A 14,557-nucleotide genomic window follows, 5' to 3' on the forward strand; every position below is an offset into this window, starting at 1 on the left:
CGCGTCAGGCCCTGCCGACGAAGCGGAAGAGCTCGGTGTGATCCGCGGCCGGGCCGAGCGATTCGGAGGCCTCCGCGGTCATCGCGTACACGTCCTGCGCCAGGGCCATCGGCAGGCCCATCGCGCGGCCCAGCGACGCGGCGATGCCCACATCCTTCGCCTGCAGCGCCAGCGAGAAGCCCGAGTTGAACGCACCGTTCAGCATGAACTGGTGGGCCTTGTTCTCGGTCGTGTTGTTCCGCCCGGTCGAGGCCTGGATCACATCGACGATCGTGGCCGGGTCGATGCCGAAGGCCTCGCCCACATGGATCGCTTCCGCGGTGGCGATCAGCGCGGCGGCGGACACGTAGTTGTTCAGCGCCTTCAGCGCATGGCCGGCGCCGACCGGGCCGACATGGGTGATGGCCTTGCCCATCGTCTCCAGCACCGGACGCACCCGCTCGAAGGCGGGGACGTCGCCGCCCACCATGATGGCGAGCGTGCCCGCCACGGCCTTCTTGACGCCGCCCGAGACCGGCGCATCGATCAGCGTGATGCCGGCCTCGCCCAGACGCTCGGCGAGCGCGCGGGTGCGATTGGGATCGGCGGAGCTCATCTCCACCACCACCGCGCCGCGCTGGAGTTGCGCGGCCAGCGGCCCCACGACGGCGTCGACGATGTCCGAGTTCGGCAGCATGGTCACGAGGACCTCGCAGGCCGCGAAGTCCGAGGCGCCGCTGGCGATGCGCGCGCCGGCGTGGGCGTCAGCGAAGGCCCGGGCGACCTCCGGCCGGGCGTCCTGCACGACCAGCTCGTGGCCGGCGGCGTGCAGCAGGTGGGCCATGGGCGTGCCCATCATGCCCAGGCCGATGAATCCGATGCGGGTCATGGCGGCGGCTCCTCAGGCGTCCATGTCCTTGAACACCTCGGCGGCGACCCGGAACGAGTCGATCGCCGCCGGCACGCCGCAGTAGATCGCCGCCTGCAAGAAGACCTCCTTGATCTCGTCGCGGGTCAGGCCGTTGTTGATGGCGCCGCGCACATGCAGCTTCAGCTCGTGCGGGCGGTTCAGCGCGGTGATCATGGCCAGGTTCAGGAAGGAGCGCGTGCGGCGGTCCAGCCCCGGTCGGTTCCACACGTCGCCCCAGCAGTACTGCGTGACCAGCTCCTGCATGTCGATGTTGAAGTCCGTGGCGTTCTTGATCGAGGCGTCGACGTACTCGGCGCCGAGCACCTCGCGGCGGGTCGAGAGACCTTGGTCGAACAGGGCCTGGTTCTTCGGGGCGTACGCACGGGTCATCGGAAACTCCTGGTGATGGGGTGGGGACGAGACGAGCCGTCTGCGGCCGGTCGATGGCTCAATGTAGTCGGATTGTCTGACAATCCGACACTAGGAATACGAGGATTGAAAGCGCGGCGGACGTGTTGTATGACAATCCGTCTGTATGAACATCAGGTGATCTGTCCGTCTGGACATCGCCCGCCCACAGGTAGGATCCGGCTCATGAGCCTCGTCAAAGTTGCCCGCGAAGAGACGTCACTGCGCCAGCGCGCCACCCAGGCGCTGCGCACCGCCATCCTGGACGGCGTGCTCGCGCCGGGTCAGAAGCTGTCGGAGCGGGAGCTCTGCGAGAGCCTGGACGTCAGCCGCTCCTGCGTGCGGGAGTCGCTGCAGCACCTGCAGGCCGAGGGGCTCATCACGATCATTCCGCACCGCGGGCCGGAGGTGACCAGCATCTCGCGCGACGAGGTGCGCGAGATCTACGAGGTCCGCGCCAGCCTGGAGAGCCTGGCCGGACGTGGCTTCGCGACGAACGCGTCGGACCCCCAGCGGGCGGCGCTGCGCGCCAAGCTGACCGAGCTCGCGCAGGCGCATGCCGCCGGCGACCGGGCCCGGATCCTCACGATCAAGAACCAGTTCTACGACATCCTGGTCGAGGGCTGCGGCAACACCGTGGCGGGGCAGATGCTGAAGCAGCTGAACAACCGCGTGACGGTGCTGCGCCGCATCTCGATGGCGCAGCCGGGGCGGTTGCCCGAGACGCTGCGGGAGCTCGATGCGATCGTCACGGCGATCGAGCAGCGCGACGGCGAGCTCGCCGCGCGGTTGTGCGGCGAGCATGTGAAGCAGGCGGCGGAGAACGTGCTCCGCAGCATGGGTTGAGGGCTACCACCGCTCCCTTTGGGAGCGGCAGTGGGCGTCAATCGGCGATCAATCCGCGTACTGCCCCGACGCCTCGATCACCTTCTTCCAGCGCGCGACTTCGGTCTCGACGAAGTGCTTGTGGCCGGCCGGTTCGAGCCGGCCGTCGTTGACGACGCTGATGCCGAGCGCCTCCGAACGCTTGACCAGGTCCGGGTCCTTCAACGCGGCCTTCAGCGCGTCGTTGAGCTTCTTCAGCACGGGCGCGGGCGTGTCCTTCGGCGCGTAGAGCCCGTGCCAGACAGTCACGCTGAAATCCTTCAGCCCGGCCTCCGACAGCGTCGGCAACGCGGCCAGCGCCGGCAGCGACATCCGCTGCGTGCTGGTCACCGCGTAGGCCTTGACCTTGCCGCCCTCGATCTGCGGCACGGCGTTGGTGGCCTGCTCGCACATGAGGTCGACCTGGCCGCCCATCAGGTCGGTCATCGCCGGGCCGGTGCCCTTGTACGGCACCGAGGTCAGGTTGGTCTTCAACGCCGACTGCAGCATCAGCCCGCACAGCTGCGACGCGGAGCCCACGCCGGCATGCGCGAGGTTGATCTTCGACGGGTCGGCCGCGATGACCTTGCGCAGCTCGTCGAAGGTCTTGGCCGGCATCGACGGCTTGGCGATCAGCGTGGACGGCGCCTCGTTGATCAGGCCGAGGAAGGCGAAGTCGTCGATGCCCTTGTAGGGCAGCTTGCGGTAGAGCGACGGCGCGGTCGCGAAGCCGATGTGGTGCACCAGCAGCGTGTAGCCGTCCGGCGGCGCCTTGGCCACGCGCGAGGTGCCCAGCGTGCCGCCCGCGCCGCCGACGTTCTCGACGATGACCGTCTGGCCGAGCTTCTTGCGCAGCGCCTCGGCCAGGTCGCGGGCGATCTTGTCCGACGGCCCGCCGGCCGCGAACGGCACGATCAGCGTCACCGGCTTGTCCGGGAATTCGGCGCGCGCCAGCGTCGTCACGACGCCCAGCGCCACCGCGATGCCGGTCAACGCCAGCCGCCTGCGGATCTTGTCCATGCGTGTCTCCTCGATGTCCTCTGATGGGATCTGTGGCTCAGCCCGAGGCGACCGCCCCGGCCTGTGCCGATCATCGAGACCCGCGCCGCTTCACACCAATGCCGGATTTGTTGGCTTTGATGCCGCGCCGGCACCGCCGGCCACCGCCGCCCAGAACGTCTCCGCCGCCGCGCCCATCGCGCCGCGATCGCGATGCAGCCGGATGTCGAGGTCCAGGTGCCAGTCCTTGCCCCCGGCGACCACCAGCCGCCCAGCGGAGAGGTCGTCGCCGATGAGGATCTTCGGCAGCCAGGCCACACCGCGGCCGTCCAGCGCCATCGTGCGCAACACCGACGCCAGATGCGCCGTGAACACCGGTTGCACGTTGAGCCGGTCCAGCGCCGTGCCCTTGACCTCGCGCAGGATGCGACCCAGCCCGGACTCCGAGCTGTAGGCGAGCAGCGGTACCGCGGCCCCCTTCGATCCCTTCCCGGATTCGAGCGGATGCGCCGGCCCACCGTCCGCATCGGGCGCGCAGACCGGCAGCAGTTCATCCTGGCCGACGACCACGCGGGCGAACGCCGCCTCGTCCAACGGCCCCTGCACCTGCCGGTGCCCATGCGCCAGCACGAACTGCACCTGGCTCTGCAGCAGCAGCGCCTCGCATTTCTGCTGGGTGTCGGAGACGAGGTTCACCGGACCGACGCTGGTGCGGGCTTCCAGCGCGCGCAGCCAGCGCGGCATGAACGAGAACGACAGCGCATGCGTCGCCGCGAAGCGCAGCGTCTGCGAGCTGGCTTCCGCGATGGCGCGCGCCTCGCCGGGGACGCGGGCGACGTGCGCCTGCAGCTCCTGGGCGGTCTTTCGGAACCACACGCCTGCGTCGGTCAGCCGCGCGGGCTGGGAGCTGCGATCGAAGAGATCCGTGCCCAGCCACTCCTCCAGCGCGCGGATGCGCCGGCTGAAGGCGGGCTGCGTCATGTGGCGCTCTTCCGCCGCGCGCGAGAAGTTGCCGCTGGCGGCCAGCACCATGAAGTCATCGATCCAGCTCAGGTTCAGGGTCATGGTGGTGGGGGTGGAAGCAGGGGGCGAGGGGGCGGTGCCCGCAAGGCATCAAAAGCTAAGAAAACTGAATTGGCCTCGCGAGGGGGTGCGGCGGGATCATGCGACCCATTCGAGCCAACCTGAAGTGGAGTTCCCCGTGAAGATCGTCGAGATCCGAGAAAAGACGCTGCCAATCAGCAGCCCCATCCGCAACGCCTACATCGACTTTAGCAAGATGACCCTGAGCCTCGTGGCGGTCATCACGGATGTGATCCGCGACGGCAAGCCGGTGGTGGGCTACGGCTTCAACTCCAACGGCCGCTACGGCCAGGGCACGCTGATGCGAGAGCGCTTCATCCCGCGCATCCTCGAGGCCGATCCCGATTCGCTGCTGGACAGCCGCGGCATCCTCGACGCCCACAAGGTCTGGGACGCGATGTTCACCAACGAGAAGCCCGGCGGTCACGGCGAGCGCTCCGTCGCCATCGGCACCATCGACATGGCGGTGTGGGACGCGGTCGCGAAGATCGAAGGCAAGCCGCTGTTCCAGCTGCTGGCCGAGCGCTACGGCACCGGCACGCCGGACCGCAAGGTCTTCGTCTATGCCGCGGGCGGCTACTACTACCCGGGCCAGGACCACGGCAAGCTCAAGGACGAGATGCGCAGCTACATCGACCGCGGCTACTCGGTGGTGAAGAAGAAGATCGGCGGCGCGTCACTGGACGAGGACCTGCGCCGCATCGATTCGATCCTGAGCGTGCTGGGCGACGGGCAGAAGCTGTGCGTCGACGCCAACGGGCGCTTCGACCTGGACACGGCGATCGCGTATGCGAAGGCGCTGTCGAAGTACGACCTGTTCTGGTACGAGGAAGCCGGCGATCCGCTGGACTTCGAGCTGCAGGCGACGCTGCGCAACTACTACGCCAATCCGATGGCGACGGGCGAGAACCTGTTCTCCATGCAGGACGCGCGCAACCTGATCCGTTACGGCGGCATGCGGCCGGACCGCGACTGGCTGCAGTTCGACTGCGCGCTGAGCTACGGCCTGGTCGAGTACCTGCGCACGCTGGACATGCTCAAGGAACACGGCTGGTCCGCGAGCCGCTGCGTGCCGCACGGCGGGCACCAGATGTCGCTGAACATCGCGGCCGGCCTGGGCCTGGGCGGCAACGAGTCCTACCCGGACCTGTTCCAGCCCTTCGGAGGCTTCCCGGATGGGGTGAAGGTGGAGAACTCCTACGTCACGCTGCCGGATCTGCCGGGGATCGGGTTCGAGGGGAAGTCGGACCTCTACGCGGTGATGCGGGCACTGTCGGACTGAGGTACCCGATCCTTTGAAGATGCTGTGCCCGAAGAGCGATCGATTTGCCCTTCGGGCATCTTCCCTCAAGGCCCGTCAACGATCGCAAAGAAGTCGATCGTCTCGGTGTCACCCCACACCGAGCAGGTATTGGTCCCCCACACGTTGACCGTCTTTCCCTGCGTGTAGGCCAGCATCAGGCCCGCCAGTTGCGCCTGCCTGCAGACGTCGCCGCGTTGAGCACGAAACGGCGGCTTTCGGTTGCGCACGTCGGCGGCGCATTGCGCGAGCCTTCGATGTAGATGACCACCGCGCCGTTGGGCATGAAGTTGGGATTCACCAAGCGCCCGCTACCGGTGCCGGCGAGTGCGGACGACGACGTCACGGCGAGCACGCCCGTGACCAGCAAGAATTTCTGAATTCCGTTCACAGTTTCTCCCTGAGAAATGGCGCGGTCACTTCCGCGCTCAGGGCGGGAATCTACTCGAGCCATCTGACTAGGAAGCCCTCTCTCGGTGATGTCGAACGACGTGCCACGGTGGGAATCGATTGTTGGCATCGTCCGGAACATGAGTCCTGCGCGCAGCGGTTCCGCCTGTCAACATGTCTCGTTAACATCCGCCGCTCAACTTCTGGGAGGAAGAGTGATGAGAAAGATGAAGCGAGGCTTGGCCATGCTGGCGCTGGCCGCAATGACGCTGCCGATGATGGCAAATGCTGCCCCGGGCCGATTCACCGGCGCCTTCAAGCCGGCAGGGCCTTACGTGTCCGGCGGGAACAACTACTACTTCCGCGTCCAAGGGCTGCCGGACTCGGCCGGCTGCCTGCAGAACTGGGCGTTCGTCAACGAGGCCGATTCAGGCTCGAAGGGCAAGATCGCGACGCTGCTGATGGCGTATTCGCAGGGACGCAACGTCTCGCTGTATGTCGAGGAAGACGGCGCCGGATACTGCCGGATCTTGGAGTTCGTGCTGCAGTAGAGCGTGGCTCCAACGGTTGATCGGAAATGAAAAGCGCCCGGGGATGCCCCGGGCGTTCGTTTTTTTGGCGCGACCTTGGATCAATCGTCTTCGAGTCGGATGAGCGAGCGGAGGCTTGGGTTCTCGCTCTGTCTTACCCGCTCCTATCGAAGCATCACCTCCTGATGCCCCTTCCCCGCCGGGATCATCGGGAAGCAGTTCTCCGCCGGCGCGACGGCGACGTCGAGGAAGTACGGACCGTCGCTCGCCAGGCACTCGGCCAGCGCGGCGTCGAGGTCCTCCCGGCGATCGACGCGCAAGGCCTCCCACCCGAACCCCTTCGCGACCGCGACGAAGTCCGGCATGCACGCGTTGTAGCTGTGGCTGTAGCGCTCGCCATGGTGGAGCTCCTGCCATTGCCGCACCATGCCCATGTGCCCGTTGTTGCACAGCACGACCTTGACCGCCGCGCGATGCTGGCGCGCCGTGGCCATCTCCTGGAGGTTCATCAGGATCGACGCATCCCCGCTGACGCAGACGACCAACCGCTCTGGATGCGCCACCTGCGCGCCGATCGCCGCGGGCAGGCCGTAACCCATCGTGCCTGCGCCGCCCGAAGTCAGCCATCGCCGCGGCTGCTCGAACGCGAGGTGCTGCGCCGCCCACATCTGATGCTGGCCGACATCGGTCGACACGATCGCGTCGCGGCCGGCGAGTTGTGCCTGCAGCCGCGTCATCAACGCCTGCGGGGCGATCACGTCCGGCGTGTCCTCGAAGGCCAGCGAACGCTGCGACCGCCAGGCGTCGATGCGCCTCCACCAGTCCACGAGCCGTTCCGGCGGCATCGCGCGTTGCTCCAGCGCGCGCCGCAGCCTTGGCAACAGCACGCGTGCATCGCCGCACAGCGCGAGATCCGCGCGGCGGACCTTGTCGATCGACGCCGGATCGACGTCCAGATGGATCACCCGGGCGTTGGGGGCGAAGCTGTCCAGGCGCCCCGTCACCCGATCGTCGAAGCGCGCGCCCGCGCACACGATCAGGTCGGCGTGATGCATCGCCAGGTTGGCCTCCAGCGTGCCGTGCATGCCGAGCATGCCCAACCACTGCGGCGATGACGCAGGCAGCGCTCCGAGCCCCATCAAGGTCAGCGTGCAGGGCGCGCCGCTCAGCGCGACCGAGGCCGCAAACGCCGCGCAGGCCACGTCCCCTGCGTTGATCAGTCCGCCGCCGCCGTAGAACACCGGGCGCTGCGCTGTCGCGATCCAGTCCGCCGCCTGCTCGACCGCGCGCACGTCCACGGCCGGCATCTCCCTGAGCGTCCTGATCGGCAGGCTCGAGGTCTGACGCGCTGGCGCCAGCTGCACGTCCTTGGGCACATCCAGCAGGACGGGCCCCGGCCGTCCGCCCCGCGCGATGTCCACGGCCTGCCGCAAGCGCGCCGCCACATCGTCGCCGGGCCGCAACTGCGCGTTCCACTTCGTCACCGGGCGCGAGATGCCCAACGCATCGCACTCCTGGAACGCATCCGTGCCGATCACGGCGCTGTTCACCTGCCCGCTGATGCAGAGCACCGGGATCGAGTCGCACAGTGCGTCCAGCAACCCCGTCGTCGTGTTGCTCATCCCCGGCCCCGAGGTCACCAGCACCACGCCCAGGCGTCCCGTGCTGCGCGCGTAGCCCTCGGCGGCGTGCACGGCCGCCTGCTCGTGACGGACCAGGATGTGCCGCAGCCGCGGCTCGCCATGCAGCGCGTCATACAGCGGCAGCACCGCGCCGCCGGGATAGCCGAAGACGGTGTCGATACCGCAGGCGACCAGTGTGTCGAGCAGCGTCTGCGCGCCGTTGCGCGTCGTGGCTTCAGGGGCGCCCAGCACGGCGCCTTCGATCAGTGCATTCATGCGGGTCAGTATCCCGGGGCCCTCCCGGGAAGCGTTGCCGTTCTTGCCTCCTAGAATTGCCATCGCAGCAAACTTTCCTTCAAAAGCGACATGGATCAGGAAATCAAGCTCGACAAGTTCGACCGCGCCATCCTGCGGGCCTTGCAGCGCAATGCGCGGGCCAGCCTTCAGGAAGTCAGCGACGAGGTGGGCCTGACGACGTCCCCGTGCTGGACGCGCATCAAGCGGCTCGAGGAGTCGGGCGTGATCGAGGGCTACACCGTGAAGGTCAACGCCGAGAAGATCGGCCGCCCCGAGCAGCTCATCGTCCAGTTGACGCTGAACAAGCACACCGACGCGGCGATGGCGGAGTTCGCGCGGCACCTCGAAGCGATCCCCGAGGTGATCGACGCGTATCTCGTGTCCGGGGACTACGACTACGTGCTGCGCCTGTCCGTCCGCGACACGCGTGACTACGAGCGGCTGCTGCGCGAGAAGCTCTACAAGATCCCCGGCGTGCGGCACAGCAAGTCGAGCTTCGTGCTGCGTTGCCTGAAGGCGAGCTCGCTGCCGCTTTGATGATGGCTGCGGCGCGAGACATCGTCACCTCGGCACCGGCGATTCCGGCACCTTCAGCATCCGCAGCATGTAGGCGCGCGACGCCGCCACGTGGCGGCGCACCGCCTCGTTGGCGATGGCGGGATCGGCGTGCATCAGCGCCTGCAGCATCGCGCGTCCCTGCGCGGCCAGGATCTCGAGTTCCGGCGCCCACAGCGCCACCCGCGCGCGCCGGAATGCCTCCAGCAAACGCCCGCGGGACGCCTGCATGCCCAGCGCCTGGTCGTTGCCACCCAGGCGACCCAGGTGATCCTGCAAGGCCTCGTCCGCCGCCAGCAGCTCCCGCACGCGGCCGGCGCGCGTGGCGTCCTCCAACGGCCCCAGCAGCGCGTTCACGCCGGACAGCGTCTGCGCCGAGCCCGCTCCCATCGTCCGGCAGGCCCGCGCCAGCAGCATGGACTGCAACGCCTCGCGGACATCGAAATACTCGTCGATGAAACGCGCGTCGACCGCCCGCACCACCGCGCCCTTGTTCATCCGCATGTCCACCATGCCGTCGCCCTGCAGCTGCAGCAGCGCCTCCCGCACCGGGACATTGCTGACGCTGTAATGCGCGCTCAGCTCATGCAGCGTCAGGTGCTGCCCCAGCCGCCAGCAGCCGTCCTCGATGTCGCTGCGGATCTGGTCGCGCAGCCGCAGATAGGTCGGCGTATTGATCGGGTGTGTGGAACGAACCATCGCGGCACTCCGTCCGGTGAACTGTGGTGAATCACGGATCACTCTACGGAGAGATGAACGCCCTTTGCCACGCCGAATCGACCCTGAATCGGCGTTCTTGCTGAAGCGCAATGAATGCGCATTCGGACGCTGGATCGACTGCCCCATCGACGCATTTGTCGCGCCGCACCCTACCGGAATCAGTGGAATCGATCCCGCATCGAAGGAAGTCGCTGTGTTGTTTCCGCATCGGTGACCACCAAGCGCTACAGTCGCGACCGGGAGGTCTGCGACTTAGAGGCGAATGCCCGATGTCAAACACCCGAATGGAGCCCGTTGAATGGCCAAGTCCTTGAAGCAAGTCCTGTCCCAGATCGAGAAGCTGAAGAAGGAAGCCGAGTCGCTGCGCGCGAAGGAGATCTCCGGCGTCGTCGAGCGCATCCGTGAGGCCATCGATCATTACGGACTCACGGCCGAAGAGCTGTTCGGCACGGCCGCGACGAAGTCGTCGGGCCGGGGCAGAGCGGCCAAGGCAGGCAAGGTCGCGAAAGCCGCCGCGGGTCCGCGCAAGGCCAAGGCCTCGCGCAGCGCGGGCGCCCCGAAGTACCACGACGGCGCCGGTCGCACCTGGACCGGCGTGGGCAAGCGCCCGAACTGGTTCAAGGACGCGCTGGCCGCCGGGAAGACGGCCGAGGACCTGCTGATCAGCTGAGGACCACCGCGCGCGGCGTGGCACTGTCGGCCAGGAAGTCTTTCATTGCCAGGAGGACCCCGTCGCGCGCGTTCGCACACGCCATGGAATCCATGATGGGCTCCGACGCCAGCAGGGCGCGTTCCGCCGCGGGCAGGTTCCGCGCATGACGCTCGAAGACCCTTCTCTGCCCTTTCGTCAACTCGGAGAGCGCCTGAAGGGTCGCCATCGATGCGACCTTTCCGGCCAGTTCGTGGATCTCCCGGGGCTCGAAGCGCTTCGCCGCACGGGCAGCCACGACATAGGCGTCGACGCATTGTTCGAAGCGCGCTCCTCTCAAACGATCTGCCAGCGTCTTCGCTGAAACGCCAGCACCGAAGGACGCCTTCGATGCGCCTGTCAATTTCTTGAAGCGCGCGGGATTCGACGTCACGAACTCCTGGACCATTTCCTTGACGACGGACTCCATGGCCTTGCGCGCCTGGTCCAGCGTCAACCTGTCCTTGGCCGGGACGGCCGAGGCTTTCGACGGGGCATGGATCGCCGCCGCCGGTTCTGCGGCGGCCGTCCGGACTCGCAGCGGTACCGGCGGTAGCGGCCGTGGCGGCGGTAGCGGTCGCAACCCGCCCGCACACGGCTTGGGCGGTGCTCGATGCGCATCGATGCCCGGTGATGCGAGCTTGAGCGCCTTCGTCTGGATGGCGTCGATCGTGGTGTAGAGCACGTCGGCGTCGGCCTTCTTCTTGAGGCGCCGGCCGCCCAGGGGATGCTTCTGAAACTCGATCTGGATGTAGTTCAGTTCTTTCGCGCCGGCGCGATATGGCACCACCGAATCGACGTCGTGAGGCGCAGCCCCCACGTCCGCGGGACCGGATGTCGACGACGCATCGTCGTGGATGGGATCAGTCGTGGGCGACTGAAAGGTGCGGAGAGGAAGGTGGAGGGGCATGGCCTGACGGATGGAGTGGAAAGACATCGGCCCGGCACGCGTTGCGCGGCCGGGACCATCCATCAGTCACTCATGCAAACCCACGTGGTTCGGCGGAAAAACCGCCTCACCACACCCGGCAGCGCTCCGCGTCCGGCTTCACCATCTTCTGCCCCGGTTTGCAGCGGAAGGCCTGCTCGAACTCGGGCATGTTCACGGCGACGCCGTTGATCCGGTAGCGCCCCGGTGAATGCGGGTCAGTCAACGCATGCACCCGCGCATATTCAGGTCGGGCGTGACTGCAGTCCCATTGTGCGAACCCGACGAAGAAGCGCTGCTCCGGCGTCAGGCCGTCGCGGTCCGCCGGCTTCGGCGACATGTCGGCGATCTGCGCCTTCCACGCCGCGTGCGCCAGCACCAGGCCGCCCAGGTCGGCCAGGTCCTCGCCCAGCGTCAGCTTGCTGTTGATGCGGATGTCGTCGACGACCACGTACTGCGCGTACTGCTTCGTCACGCAGGCCGCGCGTTGCTCGAAGGCCTGGCCGTCCTTCTTCGTCCACCAGTCGCGCAGGTTGCCCTTGGCGTCGAACTGCCGGCCTTCGTCGTCGAAGCCGTGGATCAGCTCATGGCCGATCGTGCCGCCGGTGTTGCCGTAGTTCGGCGCATCGTCCAGCTTCGGATCGAACAGCGGTGGCTGCAGCACGCCGGCAGGGAAGTTGATGTCGTTCATCTGCGCGTCGTAGTACGCGTTGACCGTCTGCGGCGTCATGCCCCATTCGCCACGGTCCAGCGGCTTGCCGATCTTGGCGAGCTGACGCTTGAGCTCGAAGTCGTTGCCGCGCATCACGTTGCCGGCGAAGTCGTCGCGCGCCACCGTCAGGGCGCCGTAGTCGCGCCAGCGGTCCGGGTAACCGACCTTGTTGACGATCGCGTGGAGCTTCTCCTGCGCGCGCTGCTTCGTCGTCTCGCTCATCCAGCTCAGCGACCGGATGCGCGCGGCCATCGCGTCCTCGATCTGCTTGGTCATCGTCAGCGTCTTGTCCTTCAGGTCGGGGCTGAAGTTGCGCGCGACGAATTCCTGGCCCAGCGCCTCGCCGAGCTGCGCATCGACCAGCTCGACGCAGCGCTTCCAGCGGGCCTTCAGCTGCGGCACGCCTTGCAGCGTCTGGCCGAAGAACTCGAAGTTCGCCTGGACAGCAGCGCCCGACAGCGTCGGCGCCTGGCTGCTGACCAGCTGCCAACGCAGGTAGTTGCGGAGTTGCGCGAGGTCGCGCTGGCGCAGTTCCTTCGACAGCGCCTTGAAGAACGCGGGCTCGGTGACGTTGTAGGTCGCCTGCGGGTCCAGGCCCAGCCCGCGCTGGTACGCGGCCCAGTCGAAGCCCGGCGTCAATGCCTGCAGGCCGGCGGCCTTCATCGGATGGAAGCCCTTGTAGGGGTCGCGCTTGTCGACCCGGCTCAGCGAGGCCCGCGCCAACGCGGTCTCCAGGGCCATCACCTGCCGGGCCTGCGTGCGTGCGGCCTCGGGCGTGTCGCCGAGCAGCTCGAAGCTGCGTGCCACGTGCGCGATGAACTGGTCGCGCAACGCGCGCGACTTGTCGTCGGCCTTGAAGTAGTACTCGCGGTCGGGGAGGCTCAGGCCTCCGGCGTAGGCGAACGCGATCACGCGCGTCGAGTCGGCCATGTCCTGGCCCGACGTGAAGTGGAAGAGTACGCGCTCGTTGTTGGTCGCGAGGTGCAGCGCGGCCAGCAGCGCAGGCAGTTCGCGCCGGTCCTTGAGCGCATCGATGCGCGACAGCAGCGGGCGCAGCGGCGTCAGCGCGTGGCGGTCGGCGGCGGACTCGTCCATGCAGGCGGCGAAGTAGTCGCCCATTCGGGCCTGATTCGCCGTGCGCTGCGGGTCGGCCGCCGAGAGCTTGTCCAGGATGCTCCAGAGGTAGCGCTGGTTCTCGTTAGCCATCTTGGCGTAGACCGACCAGCGCGCCTGGTCCGGCGGGATCGGATTGGCGGCCATCCAGCCGCCGCAGGCGTACTGGTAGAGGTCTTCGCAAGGATCGGCGCTGCGGTCCATGGCCGCGGTGTCGAGACTCGGCGTGTAGGGCAACTGGTCGAGCGGCCCTTCCGGCGCCGCGGTGACGCCTGCGCTGGCCGCTGCGGCCGGCGTCGCGTTCTGCGCCAGCGCGTCGGCGGCGGCGCCAAAGGAAACGGCCGCGACAAGCGCGGCCGCGGCGGTGCGGGCGAGGAGGGGAGAGGTCATGCTCGACAGCGGAGAGTGTGTGCTGCCGGCATTCTCCGCCAGCGGCCTCCCACTGCAGGGTGCCGGACGACACCTCGGGTTGACCCGTCTTGGCGCGGTGCCGGGACGGCGCCTCAGACCTTCGGGGTCACCTGCTCATAGTCGAGGCCCTGCTCCTCGCGAAGACCCAGCGCTGCGGGATCAGGCAAGGCCGTGGGATCAGCAGGCGCCGTGGCACCCGCCGGCTCCGTCCGCTTCGGGAGCGCCGCGCGACGGTCGTGCTCCGCGCGCACCAGGGCCATGGTCGGCCACAGCCGGTCTGCCATGACCCTGCGGTAGTCGACGCCATTCCCACGCATGTCGGACATGCGGCTGACGACGGCGCAATAGTTATCTGTGGTCACCCGTTTCATCCACTTGTCGAGCTGCCCATCGCTCAGCCCCTTGACGACGTGGGACATGCGTGCCGCGAGAATCAACGCTCTGGCGGAGGGCTTGTCCAGCGAGAAGTCGACGAATGCGCGATCGACGTCTCCCTCGATCTGCTCAAGGAGGGCTCGATGTTCGTGCTTGAGCGGCTCGCTGCAGAATTCCTTGATCGCCTTGCCCGCACCGTAGGAATCACTCGACCTGAAAGGCTTGAGCGGACCGGCGTCATTCCTGCGCGTCAGCACCTCGACTTCCCGTCGCATGAACGCGTCCACGGCGCGACCTCTGTCTGTGCTGGCGTCGCCCCACTCCTTGAATGCCTGCGATTCCTTGAAGGCCTTCTCGGCGAAGTGTTGTGCTGTCGCCTTCTTCTGAGCGCGGATGACGGCATCGTTCGGATGTTCGGCGCGCACAGCCGGTAGCGCACCTTCCTCTTCCGGCGTGGGTGCCGAAGCCGGCACCGAAGCCGACGCCGACGCCGGCTCCAGCTCGGGGGGTTGCAGTGTCGTCTGTGAGGAGTGAACTTTCATTTTTGCGGCCGCGTTTCCAGGGTGAGAGCGCGCAGACCGAGGACCACGCGCAGGCATCAGTGGAAAAGCAGCAGCAGCGAGCAGGGATTTTTTCAGCTCGCCCTGACGTCACTCCTGCCGGGGGACGCGAA

General features: G+C 67.5%; 15 protein-coding genes. 5 read left to right on the forward strand and 10 right to left on the reverse strand.

Annotated features, from left to right (window positions below; genetic code table 11):
• Positions 1-4: 4 nt before the first annotated feature.
• On the reverse strand, positions 5-868 hold the full coding sequence (locus AC1VNM_RS21775) for an NAD(P)-dependent oxidoreductase (RefSeq protein WP_483108274.1): 864 nt from the start codon (positions 866-868) through the stop codon (positions 5-7).
• A gap of 12 nt (positions 869-880) precedes the next feature.
• On the reverse strand, positions 881-1,279 hold the full coding sequence (gene pcaC, locus AC1VNM_RS21780) for a 4-carboxymuconolactone decarboxylase (protein WP_483108275.1): 399 nt from the start codon (positions 1,277-1,279) through the stop codon (positions 881-883).
• Positions 1,280-1,483: 204 nt separating this feature from the next.
• Here pcaC and AC1VNM_RS21785 point away from each other — a divergent pair, with 204 nt between their 5' ends.
• Positions 1,484-2,143 carry a GntR family transcriptional regulator gene (locus AC1VNM_RS21785; RefSeq protein ID WP_377159002.1) on the forward strand — a complete coding sequence of 220 codons (660 nt, stop codon included), beginning with the start codon at positions 1,484-1,486 and terminating at the stop codon, positions 2,141-2,143.
• 48 nt (positions 2,144-2,191) lie between these two features.
• On the opposite strand, the gene AC1VNM_RS21790 is transcribed toward AC1VNM_RS21785, so the two are convergent.
• The gene (locus AC1VNM_RS21790) at positions 2,192-3,181 is read right to left on the reverse strand and encodes a tripartite tricarboxylate transporter substrate-binding protein (protein ID WP_431100856.1); all 990 of its coding nucleotides are present in this window, start codon (positions 3,179-3,181) and stop codon (positions 2,192-2,194) included.
• A gap of 90 nt (positions 3,182-3,271) precedes the next feature.
• Positions 3,272-4,225, reverse strand: coding sequence for a LysR substrate-binding domain-containing protein (locus AC1VNM_RS21795; protein WP_483108276.1), 954 nt, complete (start codon positions 4,223-4,225; stop codon positions 3,272-3,274).
• A gap of 136 nt (positions 4,226-4,361) precedes the next feature.
• On the opposite strand from AC1VNM_RS21795, the gene AC1VNM_RS21800 reads away from it, so the two are divergent.
• Positions 4,362-5,525: a mandelate racemase/muconate lactonizing enzyme family protein gene (locus tag AC1VNM_RS21800; protein ID WP_377158993.1), complete on the forward strand. Its 1,164-nt coding sequence runs from the start codon at positions 4,362-4,364 to the stop codon at positions 5,523-5,525.
• A 175-nt stretch (positions 5,526-5,700) separates the two neighbouring features.
• Here AC1VNM_RS21800 and AC1VNM_RS21805 read toward each other — a convergent pair whose 3' ends face one another.
• On the reverse strand, positions 5,701-5,934 hold the full coding sequence (locus AC1VNM_RS21805; RefSeq protein ID WP_483108277.1) for a hypothetical protein: 234 nt from the start codon (positions 5,932-5,934) through the stop codon (positions 5,701-5,703).
• A 226-nt stretch (positions 5,935-6,160) separates the two neighbouring features.
• On the opposite strand from AC1VNM_RS21805, the gene AC1VNM_RS21810 reads away from it, so the two are divergent.
• Positions 6,161-6,484, forward strand: coding sequence for a hypothetical protein (locus AC1VNM_RS21810; RefSeq protein WP_483108278.1), 324 nt, complete (start codon positions 6,161-6,163; stop codon positions 6,482-6,484).
• A gap of 143 nt (positions 6,485-6,627) precedes the next feature.
• On the opposite strand, the gene ilvB is transcribed toward AC1VNM_RS21810, so the two are convergent.
• Complete coding sequence (gene ilvB / locus AC1VNM_RS21815) at positions 6,628-8,361, reverse strand: biosynthetic-type acetolactate synthase large subunit (protein WP_483108279.1); 1,734 nt, start codon at positions 8,359-8,361, stop codon at positions 6,628-6,630.
• Between the two features lie 90 nt (positions 8,362-8,451).
• On the opposite strand from ilvB, the gene AC1VNM_RS21820 reads away from it, so the two are divergent.
• Positions 8,452-8,919 (forward strand): Lrp/AsnC family transcriptional regulator, encoded by a 468-nt coding sequence (locus AC1VNM_RS21820; protein ID WP_483108280.1) that lies wholly within the window; start codon positions 8,452-8,454, stop codon positions 8,917-8,919.
• A gap of 24 nt (positions 8,920-8,943) precedes the next feature.
• Here AC1VNM_RS21820 and AC1VNM_RS21825 read toward each other — a convergent pair whose 3' ends face one another.
• Positions 8,944-9,636 carry a GntR family transcriptional regulator gene (locus tag AC1VNM_RS21825; protein ID WP_483108281.1) on the reverse strand — a complete coding sequence of 231 codons (693 nt, stop codon included), beginning with the start codon at positions 9,634-9,636 and terminating at the stop codon, positions 8,944-8,946.
• Between the two features lie 319 nt (positions 9,637-9,955).
• Between AC1VNM_RS21825 and AC1VNM_RS21830 the strand changes: the two genes are divergently transcribed.
• Positions 9,956-10,327: an H-NS histone family protein gene (locus AC1VNM_RS21830; RefSeq protein WP_377158978.1), complete on the forward strand. Its 372-nt coding sequence runs from the start codon at positions 9,956-9,958 to the stop codon at positions 10,325-10,327.
• Here the strand turns inward: AC1VNM_RS21830 and AC1VNM_RS21835 are convergent.
• The 3 genes from AC1VNM_RS21835 to AC1VNM_RS21845 all read right to left on the reverse strand — a co-directional run bounded on the left by AC1VNM_RS21835 (position 10,320) and on the right by AC1VNM_RS21845 (position 14,426).
• Complete coding sequence (locus AC1VNM_RS21835; protein WP_483108282.1) at positions 10,320-11,318, reverse strand: hypothetical protein; 999 nt, start codon at positions 11,316-11,318, stop codon at positions 10,320-10,322. The two genes, AC1VNM_RS21830 and AC1VNM_RS21835, sit on opposite strands and share 8 nt — an antisense overlap.
• Positions 11,319-11,361: 43 nt before the next feature.
• On the reverse strand, positions 11,362-13,488 hold the full coding sequence (locus tag AC1VNM_RS21840; RefSeq protein ID WP_377158972.1) for a M13 family metallopeptidase: 2,127 nt from the start codon (positions 13,486-13,488) through the stop codon (positions 11,362-11,364).
• Between the two features lie 113 nt (positions 13,489-13,601).
• Positions 13,602-14,426 carry a hypothetical protein gene (locus AC1VNM_RS21845; RefSeq protein ID WP_483108283.1) on the reverse strand — a complete coding sequence of 275 codons (825 nt, stop codon included), beginning with the start codon at positions 14,424-14,426 and terminating at the stop codon, positions 13,602-13,604.
• Between the last annotated feature and the right edge of the window lie 131 nt (positions 14,427-14,557).

This window comes from Mitsuaria sp. MSU3D (assembly GCF_056867975.1).

Bases quoted from the DNA above. Each gene is read 5' to 3' on its own strand.
- AC1VNM_RS21775 (WP_483108274.1), bottom strand. From the start codon at position 868: ATGACCCGCATCGGATTCATCGGCCTGGGCATGATGGGCACGCCCATG.
- pcaC (WP_483108275.1), bottom strand. From the start codon at position 1,279: ATGACCCGTGCGTACGCCCCGAAGAACCAGGCCCTGTTCGACCAAGGT.
- AC1VNM_RS21785 (WP_377159002.1), top strand. From the start codon at position 1,484: ATGAGCCTCGTCAAAGTTGCCCGCGAAGAGACGTCACTGCGCCAGCGC.
- AC1VNM_RS21790 (WP_431100856.1), bottom strand. From the start codon at position 3,181: ATGGACAAGATCCGCAGGCGGCTGGCGTTGACCGGCATCGCGGTGGCG.
- AC1VNM_RS21795 (WP_483108276.1), bottom strand. From the start codon at position 4,225: ATGACCCTGAACCTGAGCTGGATCGATGACTTCATGGTGCTGGCCGCC.
- AC1VNM_RS21810 (WP_483108278.1), top strand. From the start codon at position 6,161: ATGAAGCGAGGCTTGGCCATGCTGGCGCTGGCCGCAATGACGCTGCCG.
- ilvB (WP_483108279.1), bottom strand. From the start codon at position 8,361: ATGAATGCACTGATCGAAGGCGCCGTGCTGGGCGCCCCTGAAGCCACG.
- AC1VNM_RS21820 (WP_483108280.1), top strand. From the start codon at position 8,452: ATGGATCAGGAAATCAAGCTCGACAAGTTCGACCGCGCCATCCTGCGG.
- AC1VNM_RS21825 (WP_483108281.1), bottom strand. From the start codon at position 9,636: ATGGTTCGTTCCACACACCCGATCAATACGCCGACCTATCTGCGGCTG.
- AC1VNM_RS21830 (WP_377158978.1), top strand. From the start codon at position 9,956: ATGGCCAAGTCCTTGAAGCAAGTCCTGTCCCAGATCGAGAAGCTGAAG.
- AC1VNM_RS21835 (WP_483108282.1), bottom strand. From the start codon at position 11,318: ATGGATGGTCCCGGCCGCGCAACGCGTGCCGGGCCGATGTCTTTCCAC.
- AC1VNM_RS21840 (WP_377158972.1), bottom strand. From the start codon at position 13,488: ATGACCTCTCCCCTCCTCGCCCGCACCGCCGCGGCCGCGCTTGTCGCG.
- AC1VNM_RS21845 (WP_483108283.1), bottom strand. From the start codon at position 14,426: ATGAAAGTTCACTCCTCACAGACGACACTGCAACCCCCCGAGCTGGAG.